Origin of the sequence: Brevibacillus sp. 7WMA2, assembly GCF_010748895.1 — a bacterium.
Taxonomy (GTDB): domain Bacteria; phylum Bacillota; class Bacilli; order Brevibacillales; family Brevibacillaceae; genus Brevibacillus_B; species Brevibacillus_B halotolerans.
The window spans coordinates 1,137,991-1,150,178 of the sequence record NZ_CP048799.1 but is presented as its reverse complement, the minus strand read 5'-3'; the positions used below and the strand labels follow the sequence as shown (position 1 = coordinate 1,150,178).

10 protein-coding genes are annotated in these 12,188 nt (G+C 35.6%); all 10 read left to right on the top strand.

What is annotated here, in order from left to right; genetic code table 11:
* Positions 1-34 precede the first annotated feature (34 nt).
* The 10 genes from GOP56_RS04615 (at position 35) to GOP56_RS04570 (ending at position 11,424) form a co-directional block, all read left to right on the top strand.
* Positions 35-1,333 carry an MFS transporter gene (locus GOP56_RS04615; RefSeq protein ID WP_163244655.1) on the top strand — a complete coding sequence of 433 codons (1,299 nt, stop codon included), beginning with the start codon at positions 35-37 and terminating at the stop codon, positions 1,331-1,333.
* A 337-nt stretch (positions 1,334-1,670) separates the two neighbouring features.
* Positions 1,671-2,411, top strand: coding sequence for a YheC/YheD family protein (locus GOP56_RS04610; RefSeq protein WP_174250659.1), 741 nt, complete (start codon positions 1,671-1,673; stop codon positions 2,409-2,411).
* Positions 2,412-3,424: 1,013 nt separating this feature from the next.
* Positions 3,425-4,102: a TnsA endonuclease N-terminal domain-containing protein gene (locus tag GOP56_RS04605; RefSeq protein ID WP_163244654.1), complete on the top strand. Its 678-nt coding sequence runs from the start codon at positions 3,425-3,427 to the stop codon at positions 4,100-4,102.
* Positions 4,080-6,026, top strand: a complete 1,947-nt coding sequence (locus tag GOP56_RS04600; RefSeq protein WP_163244653.1) for a transposase family protein — start codon at positions 4,080-4,082, stop codon at positions 6,024-6,026. The genes GOP56_RS04605 and GOP56_RS04600 overlap by 23 nt, the downstream gene beginning before the upstream one ends.
* Positions 6,027-6,037: 11 nt before the next feature.
* On the top strand, positions 6,038-7,033 hold the full coding sequence (locus tag GOP56_RS04595) for an ATP-binding protein (RefSeq protein WP_163244652.1): 996 nt from the start codon (positions 6,038-6,040) through the stop codon (positions 7,031-7,033).
* Between the two features lie 16 nt (positions 7,034-7,049).
* The gene (locus GOP56_RS04590; protein WP_163244651.1) at positions 7,050-8,543 is read left to right on the top strand and encodes a hypothetical protein; all 1,494 of its coding nucleotides are present in this window, start codon (positions 7,050-7,052) and stop codon (positions 8,541-8,543) included.
* Positions 8,544-8,669: 126 nt separating this feature from the next.
* Positions 8,670-8,993 (top strand): ArsR/SmtB family transcription factor, encoded by a 324-nt coding sequence (locus tag GOP56_RS04585; protein WP_094701491.1) that lies wholly within the window; start codon positions 8,670-8,672, stop codon positions 8,991-8,993.
* Between the two features lie 38 nt (positions 8,994-9,031).
* Positions 9,032-10,093: an ACR3 family arsenite efflux transporter gene (arsB, locus tag GOP56_RS04580; RefSeq protein ID WP_163244650.1), complete on the top strand. Its 1,062-nt coding sequence runs from the start codon at positions 9,032-9,034 to the stop codon at positions 10,091-10,093.
* Between the two features lie 8 nt (positions 10,094-10,101).
* Positions 10,102-10,518, top strand: a complete 417-nt coding sequence (gene arsC / locus GOP56_RS04575; RefSeq protein WP_163244649.1) for an arsenate reductase (thioredoxin) — start codon at positions 10,102-10,104, stop codon at positions 10,516-10,518.
* A gap of 117 nt (positions 10,519-10,635) precedes the next feature.
* Positions 10,636-11,424 (top strand): arsenite methyltransferase, encoded by a 789-nt coding sequence (locus GOP56_RS04570; RefSeq protein ID WP_163244648.1) that lies wholly within the window; start codon positions 10,636-10,638, stop codon positions 11,422-11,424.
* Positions 11,425-12,188: the final 764 nt, after the last annotated feature.

The following is a 12,188-nucleotide window of genomic DNA, read 5'->3' as shown; positions in this document are numbered from 1 at the left end:
TCCTTTCTTCTATCTCATTGTAAGGAGAACAAGCATGGGAGAAATGAAATCGTTGTTTACCAATAAAAATTTTACCTTGCTCATGATTGGTCAAGTTATTTCGTTTACGGGCAGTATCATCCAGCGTTTTGCTCTTTCCTTGTATGTCCTTGGGATTACTGGATCAGGTACGTTATTTGCTTCTGTTCTGGTTATGTCATTAATCCCAACCATTCTACTAGGACCAATCGCTGGTGTATTCGCTGATCGGTTTAGTCGCCGAAATATCATGATTGTACTGGACATTCTTTGTGCAATTATCGTCGGTGTGATGCTACTCTTGTCTAAAAACGGACTACTAGACCTGCCAGCAATCTACATAGGGGTAATTTTACTATCGGTTTTCACTGCTTTTTACGAACCGGCTGTACAAGCATCTATACCTTCATTAGTAGAGGAGAAACAGCTTCTTAATGCCAATTCGCTTAATAGCTTGTTCATGACGCTAGCTAATATGACAGGTCCAATTCTTGCAGGAATATTATATGGGACCTTTGGCTTGGATGCTCTTCTGCTAATCAATGGAATTAGTTTTTTATTGGCGGCAATTCTTGAAATGTTTATGGTTATCCCACAAACAATCCGTGCCAAATCCTCCAGTATCGTTTCGGACTTTGGGAATGATTTAAAAGAAGGACTCAAATTCGTAGGGAAGAGCCAATATCTTGGTAAATTAATCTTTGCGACTCTTATTGCAAATGTGTTCATATCACCGATTTTTACAGTTGGAATTGCTTATATCACGAAAATAAACTTGAAAATGTCGGATCAAATGTACGGATTAAGCGAAGGAGTAATCATGGCTGGTAGTCTCATGGCTCCGATCGCCTTGAGTCTATTAACGAAAAAACTGACGGTGAAAAATGCTTTTGTGTCCATGCTTTTTCTATCAGGTATTTTCCTATTAGCCACTAGTGGCTCCATTCTCCCATCTTTCACAAGTATTTTCCGAGATGCAACAATTCCGTTCTGGATATTTACAATATGTGGATTTGGTATCATGGCTTCTATTACGATTCTTTCTATCGTTGGGATGACCATGTTACAAAACGATACACCAAATGAAATGCTTGGTCGTGTAATGGCACTGGTTACATCCATGACAATGGCTGCAATACCACTTGGACAACTGATGTATGGTTTGCTGTTTGATCGCTTTTCCGATAGTAGCTATATCCCGATGGTACTTTCTGCTATCGTCAGTGTCATTCTTAGTCTTTACATTAAATTTGCACTTGCCGGATATGAACATGATGCATCAGCACCGAAGAATCCAGATTCGACTTCTGCATAAGGATACGAATGAGAAGATAGGGGGAGTAGTAATCCCTGTAGCAATAGATTCACCTAGCAAAGCGAGAAAGGAACCTTAAAAATAAGAACTATGAAAAAACATATCTGGCATACAAAAAGAGTCGCTTGGTATCGCGACTCTTTTTTTGCGTTCAAATCGATACGAAGTCTGTTAGTGGTCGACAATAGCGAATTGAGCTTGAAAAGGCAATAGACTTTTTTTCTATTTTGTTTCCATGCACGGTAAAAAGTTATTTTGGAAATGTAGATATACGCCGTGTCTCAATAAATGCTGATTCATAAAATGTTTAACATGTCAAATTGAAAAGAGGATACCTGTGGGAATTGGAAAAATGAGAAAGCATAAGGAAATGTTACAGCATTCCGTACTGCGACACCATTTACCTGAGACACACTGGCTTACGAATAAAAAGGCTTTAAAGCTTTTGAAATCGCATTCAACTATCTATATTAAACCCAACCACGGTAGCGGAGGATCGGGGATAATTAGAGCTAAAAAGCTTACATGTGGTTATGAGATTCGACGCGGTCGTTATGTTAGTTATGTTGGTGCTAGTTCAGTGTACAAGGAAATTCGGTATTATCAGAAGGCCTCCAAGTGTTATCTTGTACAGAGAGGAATTAAATTGGCAACCTACAAAGGCTCTATTTTTGATATAAGAATCTACATGCAGAAGCCGAAAAGAGATTGGGTCATTCCTGGTATTGTTGCTCGTGTTGCCGCCCCGAATCTTTTTGTGACTAATTATCAAAAAGGGGGGTATGGGGTACAACTCGAAAAGGTGCTATGGAAGCTCTTCAAAGATAGAGAAAAAGTGAAAAGAACACTAAAAAAAATAAAAAATCTATCTTATCTCATTGCTCGAACGATGAGCAAACATCATTCGTTTCGTGAAATGGGAATCGATCTTGGAATTGAAAAAAGTGGCCGAATTTGGATTATTGAAGTAAATTCGAAGCCTGGTCATATGTTGTTTACTCGGCTCTCAGACAAATCTTCGTTGCGTAAAATTAAGGAAAATAAACGTTTGATTCGTAAAGATAGACTCCGGTGGTGAAAAAAATGATCTAGAAATGAAAGAGTCTATGTAAATCTGAAATCAGTATATAGTAAGTAACAATTTCTTTTTTGCTGTGAAATATATCAAAGACTCTCTCTTTTTTCTAGTAAAATACTCACCGTATTACCCTGTAATGGATAAGTCGGTTCCCTTTTAATAGGGAATCGGCTTTCTAACAAATTGCCTAATGGGGGTAAGCTACGTTTTTTACTAGTTCACATGTATCTTTCACGATCCATTCGATCAGAATTAATATTGAATACGGATGGAGAAGAGCTATGGCGTAAGCCTTTTTTAAACAAATAAAACCACCAAAAGTTATATCTACAAACGTATTTCCGGATAATAAAAAGCGGAAGAAGTCGTGATCTAAGATAATGGAGTAGGGATTTAACTGTTTTTTGTCTCCAAACAGGCAGAGAAAGTGGCAAGTTATCAGCTATACATGACATCTGAAATTAGCTGCATACCTGTATCAACTCAATTAAATGAACCCAGTTTAAAGGAATGGGGACTATTTACAGTTAATGATGCTTTTAAAGAGATAGTATTCGATCGATGAGTGAAAAGATATCTTATAAGTAAGATTGGGTTCCAGAAAGAATGTAAAAAGTAAGATTGAATCCTTGTTATCAGTAAAGGTATTAAAGAAAATCTGATCATTTAGGACATATTTGAAAAATTAAAGTGTAACTCATATATCTAATTTATATACAATATATGATATCCATATCTAAGTCATTAGGAAGCAAGAAACTGTCCAATGACACAAATTCGGTTACTTGCAGTTATAATAAAATCATATGTTTTTTCTTTTAGGTAACCACATTTGTGTCAAAAAAAAATGACACAAATGTGGTTACCTTCTTTTCTTTTGACACAAATCTGGTTACCTTCCTGTTATTTCGAAGAAATGATGTTAGATAAAAAGAGAATCTTTTATTCGTATATTTTTAATGATTTTAAGATTTTTTCAAAAATGATATTATGATTATAAGGGGGGGCTAATTATGTTTGATAAACCCATTACAACCAAAAGAAGTAGTAAGTATGGTAGTAATTACTGGTATGTTTTTAGCCCAAAAATGAACCGTATGGTTCATCTTTTCAGCGATCTTGAGTACGACCATTGGGTTCTGGTGGAATCAAATTGTCATATTACTCATTTTTGCGAACAGCCTAAAAGGATTCAGATCTCCTTTGATAATACCCTAGTCACTTCAGTCTTTGACATGTGGGTCAAAAGAGTCGATGGAAGTGAATGTTTTATTGAAGTGAAGTATAAAAGTGAATTAGATCCAAACAATCCTAAATCAAAGCGTTCTTTAAGACAAACTACCATTCAAAAAATGTGGTGTGAAGAGAATGGCTATGATTATTTAGTTCAAACTGAGAATGAAATAAGAAAAAACCACGTGCTTTTAGATAACTTGAAGCAAATTATCCCCTATATTCGTTATAATCGTATTCCTAATGAAATGGATCATTACCAAATAACGAAAACCCTCCAAAATCAACGCTTAACATTTAAGCAAATTCGAGATGAACTTAATCATTTATCTGTTTCTCGACTGAATACCTCCCTTTACTATATGATTTATTCTGGAGAACTAGATTCCAATATTAACGAAGTATCGATAGGTCTTACCACAGAGGTGTGGAAACATGGCATACAGGAAGCTATTTGAGAACATTGCTATTGATTCCTCACTCTTAGATGTATCTACTTGGCCATCTGTACTATTAGATAGTTTGAGTGATAAGGACAGACATATATTTTTAAAAAGAAAACGCGCTATTGATATGTATATGAATCCAAAATATACGATCAAAAATATTGTTGAGGAAACAGGAATCCATAAGCAAATTATTTTAAGATATGTGAGAAAATGCCTATCTCTTGATCATAACGGAATGATTTGGGGATACCGCGCCCTTATTCCATATAAAACGATCAAAACTTACACCCGAAGAAAATCCCTTATTAACGTGAAAAAATTTACCGGCTCATTTCAAATGTTACTATCAAATTATCCTTCTATAAAAAAAATACTCGACGAGATAATCTTAAAAACTAAACACTCCAATGCAACTGACCCCATAATAAAGCCAAAATTTATCCATCGGAAATTTTTAGATGCATGTAGAGCTTCAGGTTTAACCATGTCCGATTATCCATTCAACACAAAAGATCTAGCTGTTCGGTCTTTATATCGTTATATCAAAATTGTTGAACATGCATGTCCGGAACTAGCTGCTAACCGTTATGGAATAGATGCCGCCAGGCATCTTAAAAATACAGGTATAGGCGATAAAAAGCCAAATTCTTTACGTCCTTTCCAACGTGTTGAATTTGATGGTCACTCCATAGATTTAACCCTTACCCTAACTTTTAAAAATCAATACGGAGATGATTGTACTGACACGATAGAAAGAATTTGGTTATTAGTCATTATAGATATCGCAACCAGAGTGGTACTGGGTTATCACATTTCAATTGCTTCCCAGTACTCCTCAAGTGATGTATTATCATGTATTCGTAATTCAATAGAACCAAATCACATAAAAACACTTACAATTCCAGGACTGAAGTACCCCAGTAATGGTGGATTTCATCATCAAGTTATACCAGAAGCACAATGGGCATTGTGGAATGAGTTTAGCTATGATAATGCCAAGGCAAATCTCGCTAAAATAGTAACCAATCGCCTTACAGAAATAGTAGGTTGCTCTATTAATCCTGGTCCTGTAAACATGCCAGAGAGAAGACCATTTGTTGAGCGCTTCTTTGGATTGTTAGAAGAAAATGGATATCATCGCCTTCCCATTACGACTGGAAGTAGTCCTTCAGATCCTAAAAGAAAGTACCATGAAAAAATGATAAAAAAATACGCTCTGAACGTTGAAGAATTAGAGCAAATTACAGCTGTATTGATTGCAAATTACAATCGAACTCCACATAGTGGTTTAGGTAACTTAACTCCATTAGAAGTAATGAAACAAAGGGTGATGAAGGGAATGGAACCAAGAGTATTGCCAGAAGATGCTAGAAGAGAAGTTGGTTTTTTTGAAATGACAGCCATTAGAACCATTAGAGGAAACTTAAAAACTGGAAAACGTCCTTACATTACTTACGAAGGTGTAACGTATCGAAATGAGCTTTTATCTTCCACTTTTGATTTAATCGGAACACAAATAATTCTCTTAGTAAATACACAAGACATTCGATTTCTAAAAGCATTTTTAAAAGATGGTTCCGAAATTGGTTATGTAACAGCATCTGGGCGATGGGGGATTACGCCGCATACTCTTCAAATGAGAAAACAAGTGAATGCGCTTTATCGCAAACGATTGCTCCATTATACAAATCTCGATGATCCTGTGGAAGCTTTACAACACTATTTAGAAAGCAAAGCCATCCGGGATAAAAAATCACGAACTAAATTAGCAGCTGCTAAACGATATTTAGATCAAAATAAAGATGATGCTAAACAAGCTAAAGAAGAGCAGACATCGTGTAGCCGTTCTAACGCAATTCAATCGCATAAAACAAAAAGAACCGAGGAGGAACTAGCTTCGCTACGGAAAAAGTTTAAAACAATAAATATTTAAGGAGACCTATAATGGGACAAGTACAGAGTCAACTCATTGAGCCAAGACCATCTGTTCCGAAAGGAACTCATCCCGTTGAAGAACGAGCCTATATTATTCCAAGTAATGAAGTTTTGCGAATGTATCAAGCTGTTCATAGATGGATAAAGTATCGCTCACCAGGAGGAATTATTTATGGTCGGCCACGTTTAGGCAAAACTAGAGCAATCGAATATCTTATTCGTACACTACCCAATGAATTTAGCTATGATCTTCCGATCTTTCATGTGCGAACTTTACATGAAAAAATAGCCAACGAAAATAACTTTTTTCAAACACTCCTTCAAGACGTTGGCCACAGCATTCCATATACAGGTAAAAGTGCAATAAAAAGAAGTCGACTAAATAAATTTTTGATTGAAAAAGGAGACAACTCAAAATTAAAACGGGTCGTACTATTTATTGATGAAGCTCAATGTTTACATGAGATTCAATATGGTTGGCTAATGGATATTTATAATGAACTAGACTCATACCGTATTGCAATGACTGTTATTCTTGTTGGCCAATTAGAGTTATTGCACAGAAGATCATTGTTTCTTGAAACAAATCGACATCAATTAGTTGGAAGGTTTATGGTAAATGAGCATCAATTTCGGGGTGTAAGAAACATAGAAGACTTACGAATCTGTTTACAGTGTTACGACAATACAACAGAGTACCCACAAGAAAGTGGCTGGTCTTATACACGATACTATTTTCCAGAAGCCTTTGCGTTGGGTCACAGATTGGGGGATTTCACAGAAGAAATCTTCGATTTGTTTCACACGATTAGAAAAGAAGCAAAAATAACAGGACCTTTAGATATACCAATGCAGTATCTCATTACTACGATCGAATACGCTTTTCTGGAATATGGGGCAGATGGTCTAAATGAAAAATGGTTGACTAAAGCATTGTGGGAGGAAGCAATTTATGAATCTGGATATCTATTGGCTGAATTGAAAATTCAGACTCACCATGACTGACTAAAAGGAGAATAAAATGAATAAGGGACATTCTTATACCTGGCGAAATGATTGGATCAGATGGTTTGAATCTCCTTGGTCAATAGTTGAAAAATTCAAATATGCGAATGACATATCATCCCGGTACTTATTACAAATTCTTGGTACAAAAAGAGTCCAGAGAATTAGAGGAGAAGTCGGGGAGCTCAATACGAATTTCATTGCTATGCGTGGATTTGATCCCAAACTAACCAAAGAGATATTTATAGATGATCTCTTATTACAAAACCGTTATTACCTTGATCTGTTATTTAAGTACTTCCCATTCAGGACCAACGAGAACTTCTTCATGCGGTCAACCCTTTCATTTTGTAAAGAGTGTTTAAAAAAAGGGTATCACAGTCATCTTCACCAAGTTACCTTTCTACAAAACTGTCCATTTCATCTAGAAAGTTTACATCACAAATGTCCGAAATGTAATCAGGAATTCAAGTATGGATGCACAGATAAGGGTTTTTCTGAAGCATTTACCTGCAATTGTGGATACAGACTTTTTCAGGTCGAAAGATCTGAAACGTTCTACTCTACATGGTCTATTAATCAAATTCTAAAGGACGATAAAGTTAAAAAGTGGGTGGATTTAAAAAATGAGCAAAGGGAAGTCTTCCAAACGCTTCAAATGTATCCTTCACAAGAGTTACAGTATTCTCCTCAAACATTAGATGGGTTGTTGGAAGCTGCATTACCACATCTTCTTAAAACTAGCTCCTATATTACGATCAAAAGTACCCCAAGAATCAGAGAAATAAAAGGTCAACGTGAAATACAAGAAAATGGTCAATTTGAAAACATAAAAGAAAAACATATTAGACATGCTTTTCGAGTGCAAAAACTTCATGAGGATTTATACCCTAGCTATTGCAGGATTATTTCATCGATAGCACGTCATTTACGACACACAATACTACATAGCCATAAAAATTGTATTAAACGATACTATGTAGATAAGGATAATGCACCTAAATGTCCCTTTGCATTTGCATATATCCATTGGAGAACTCAAGTAGAAAGATATCGTAATTCGCAAGATATAACCTCTATTTCAAGTCCTATGATTGTAACCCCCGAAGAAGTAAAATTTCCATTTCAAGCGCACAATGATTTTTTTGAAAAACTCTTTTCTCAATGGAGCAAGGCTTCACATGATATAACAGAAGAATCACGTTCTTCACTTAAATGGATATTCGGTAGATCAGTAGCTCATGTATCACTTTTATTATTTTATCAATACTTACGTTATGCATCGATTAACAAAGAGTTCGATCAAAGCGCTTATATCGTACCATTCCAAACAGAAAACATTCGGCCTTTTTTCTTCACTATAGATTTCTTAAAAAAAGAACCTTTCCACATGTACCTGGAAACAGAACAAGTACGCTCAGCATTTCTAGCCACTTTAAATTGTCCACATACAAAAATAAAAAGAGAACGGCTAAACCACAGAAAGATGTTCCTTACGGAACAAGAGTAATAAAATAAATTCGTGACACATTATTCAAGAATAAGAATAAGAATAAGGTATAGTTGAGAATATGAAATTAAAATGATAATATAGCCATATAGCTATATTATCATTACAGAGGAGGTGAATATGGTAATGGATTTGATCCAACTATCTGCGGCCTTAAAAGCTTTAGGCGATCCAACTCGATTAAAAATTATTGCTCTTTTAAATCAAAGAGATTGTTGTGTGTGTGAATTAGTCCCGATTTTTGGCATTTCTCAACCATCCATTTCACGACATATGAGTCGACTAAAAACAGAGAACTTAGTAAAAGAAACAAGAAAAGGGCAGTGGGTCTTCTATTCATTAAACCGCACAACCATAGAGAAAATCGGAATTTCTTTATCTCAACTACCAGATTGTAAACAAGACTTTGAGATGCTAAAAGAAGCTAATCTTTCCATTACATGTGAGTAATCTCGAAGAGATACAAAAGAGATAAGGAGGTACCTCTAATGGGTACTCTAAGTAAAAAACGGTTATCGTTTTTAGATCGATATTTAACAATATGGATCTTTTTAGCCATGGGAATTGGTATTGGGTTAGGTTTTATCTATCCTCAGTTTGTTTCAGGATTAAATAGTTTGAAAGTAGGGACAACATCAATACCATTAGCCATTGGTCTAATCTTAATGATGTATCCACCTCTTGCTAAAGTACGTTATGAAGAGATGGGGCGGGTTTTTAAAGATACGAAGGTATTACTACTCTCACTTGTCCAAAACTGGATTATTGGTCCCATTTTAATGTTTGGATTAGCAGTTATTTTCTTATACGATAAACCAGAATACATGGTCGGCTTGATTATGATTGGCCTTGCACGTTGCATTGCTATGGTAATCGTGTGGAATGATCTTGCAAAAGGTGATACCGAATATGCTGCGGGCCTTGTTGCCTTTAATTCAGTGTTTCAGATGCTCTTTTTCTCTGTATACGCATATTTGTTTGTAACAGTAATTCCGGAATGGTTAGGATTAGAAGGTGCTGTCGTAAACATAACCATGTTGGAAGTGGCGAAATCAGTTCTGGTTTACTTAGGAATTCCGTTTTTTGCTGGTATGCTCACTCGTTTTACGCTGATAAAAATAAAAGGTCGCCACTGGTATGAAAAAGTATTTATTCCAAAAATCAGTCCGATTACTCTAATTGCCTTACTTTTTACCATAATCGTGATGTTCTCCTTAAAAGGAGATACCATTGTGAGTCTGCCTTTTGATGTCATTCGCATTGCCATCCCACTTTTGATCTATTTTGTAGTAATGTTCTTCGTTTCATTCTATCTGGGGAAAAAACTTGGAACAAATTATCCAGTCACTACAACACTTGCTTTTACAGCAGGTAGCAATAATTTTGAGCTTGCTATTGCTGTAGCTGTTGGTGTATTTGGTATCCATTCTGGTGTAGCTTTTGCAGCTGTAATTGGACCGTTAGTAGAAGTACCTGTCATGATTGCCCTTGTAAACGTAGCCTTATGGTTTAAACGCAAATATTATTCGAATCAATTATTGGAAAGGTAGGATGCACCATGAAAAAAACGATTTACTTTTTGTGTACAGGTAACTCTTGTAGAAGCCAAATGGCTGAAGGTTGGGCTAAAAAATATCTAGGCGATTCATGGGAAGTATTTTCGGCTGGTATTGAAGCTCATGGAGTAAATCCAAGGGCCGTAAAAGCAATGAGTGAAGTAGGTATCGATATTTCTAATCAAACTTCAGACATTATTGATGCAGCATTAGTAGAAAAAGCAGATCTAATTATAACTTTGTGCGATCATGCTGATCGCGTTTGCCCTGTAACACCTGGCGATACGAATCGAGTACATTGGGGATTTGATGATCCAGCAAAAGCAATGGGTACAGAAGATGAGCAATGGGCAGTATTCCAACGCATATGTAATGAAATTGGTGATCGAATAAAGAGTTTTGCCTACTCGGGAGAGTAGGTAGCTTCAGATAATCATACCATTAATCAACTTTTTTGATTAATAATAACCAGTAATTGATATTTTTTCGTGCACATGATTGAAATAGGTGCCAAAAAACATTTGGGAGGTCTTACTATGAATGAAGTAACAAAAGATCAAATCAGAGAATCGGTTCGAGATAATTATAAAAAGGTAGCACTTAGTGCAACTGATAATTCAAGTTGCTGTGGTCCTACAAGTTGTTGTTCCCCAGATTCAGATGTATCACTTCAGTTTGGTTATTCAATTGAAGAAATTAAATCAGTACCTGCTGGCTCAAATCTTGGATTAGGTTGCGGAAACCCACAAACAATAGCCGAATTAAAAGAAAATGAAGTAGTTGTTGATCTAGGGAGTGGAGGAGGATTTGACTGTTTCCTAGCTTCAAAACAAGTGGGGAATAAAGGTAAAATAATTGGGGTTGATATGACTCCTGAAATGATATCGAAAGCACGTGCAAATGCTCACAAGAATCAATATACAAATGTAGAGTTTAGACTTGGTGAAATCGAAAATTTACCAATTGCAAATGACACTGTGGACGTAATTATGTCAAATTGCGTTATTAACTTATCTCCCGATAAGGGAAAAGTGTTCCAGGAAGCATATCGTGTACTAAAATCAGGTGGTCGCTTGGCCATCTCAGACATTGTAATGACTAATGACTTACCTGATGAGATACGTAAAGATATTCAGCTTTATTCTGGTTGCATATCTGGTTCATCTCCAATAAATGAACTAAAACAATATTTAATTAATGCCGGTTTTATAGATATTCAAATAGATCCGAAGGATGAATCAAAAGAATTTATAAAAGATTGGGCACCTGGGAAAAATGTCGATGATTATATTGTATCAGCAGTTATTAAAGCCATTAAACCATAAGACAATGCGGTATATAAGGTAAAATTAACGATGTGTGCATTAAGATGAACTTAAATACTGTGACACAAATGTGGTTACCATTAAACAATGTGGTAACCACATTTGTGTCAATTAATAAGAGCTTATTCGTGGGTAACCAGATTTATTTACGTCAATAAGGTAACCGAATTTGTGTCATTAGACAATTAGACAGAAACGATGGAAATCTGTAATCCTTAAAAAATTCCTAATTTCAGTTCTTAAAACAGCCATTTCATGAACTGAAATTAAAATAATAAATTCGATTCCTTTTCCCAACACTATCCCATTAGTTTCTCTCCTGCTTGTTCAATTATGTATGTTGAGGAAACGTACTTTTTATCTAGTTTCAGCATGTGAAAAACGACAGGAAAAAAACTTGTCCATTTGATGTTTACTAACAGATTTAGCTTCCACGATCGTTGTTCAGTAATAGCTGTGGTTAATTTTATAACCAATCTGATCTAGACGGTTTGTACGTAATCAGGAACAGCCCATTTTATATCAGCAAACTCGACTGTTTTTTAAAACGATTTATCCCTTACTAATAACCAATACAGTGCCACTAAAGCTCCTAAATTACTTCTAAATATCACTATATGTAAATAAATCAAAATTCAAGCGGCTTATAATTGATACATAAACATCCCAAGGTATGTAATGAAAACCTCCAATCGAATACAACTCGTCGTATTATCATATAAAGATACCTAATGTCTTATTGTCTGCCTCATTGTATTTTCTTT

Coding starts and splice junctions, on each gene's coding strand:
- GOP56_RS04615 (WP_163244655.1), top strand. CDS start 35: ATGGGAGAAATGAAATCGTTGTTTACCAATAAAAATTTTACCTTGCTC.
- GOP56_RS04605 (WP_163244654.1), top strand. CDS start 3,425: ATGTTTGATAAACCCATTACAACCAAAAGAAGTAGTAAGTATGGTAGT.
- GOP56_RS04600 (WP_163244653.1), top strand. CDS start 4,080: ATGGCATACAGGAAGCTATTTGAGAACATTGCTATTGATTCCTCACTC.
- GOP56_RS04595 (WP_163244652.1), top strand. CDS start 6,038: ATGGGACAAGTACAGAGTCAACTCATTGAGCCAAGACCATCTGTTCCG.
- GOP56_RS04590 (WP_163244651.1), top strand. CDS start 7,050: ATGAATAAGGGACATTCTTATACCTGGCGAAATGATTGGATCAGATGG.
- GOP56_RS04585 (WP_094701491.1), top strand. CDS start 8,670: ATGGATTTGATCCAACTATCTGCGGCCTTAAAAGCTTTAGGCGATCCA.
- arsB (WP_163244650.1), top strand. CDS start 9,032: ATGGGTACTCTAAGTAAAAAACGGTTATCGTTTTTAGATCGATATTTA.
- arsC (WP_163244649.1), top strand. CDS start 10,102: ATGAAAAAAACGATTTACTTTTTGTGTACAGGTAACTCTTGTAGAAGC.
- GOP56_RS04570 (WP_163244648.1), top strand. CDS start 10,636: ATGAATGAAGTAACAAAAGATCAAATCAGAGAATCGGTTCGAGATAAT.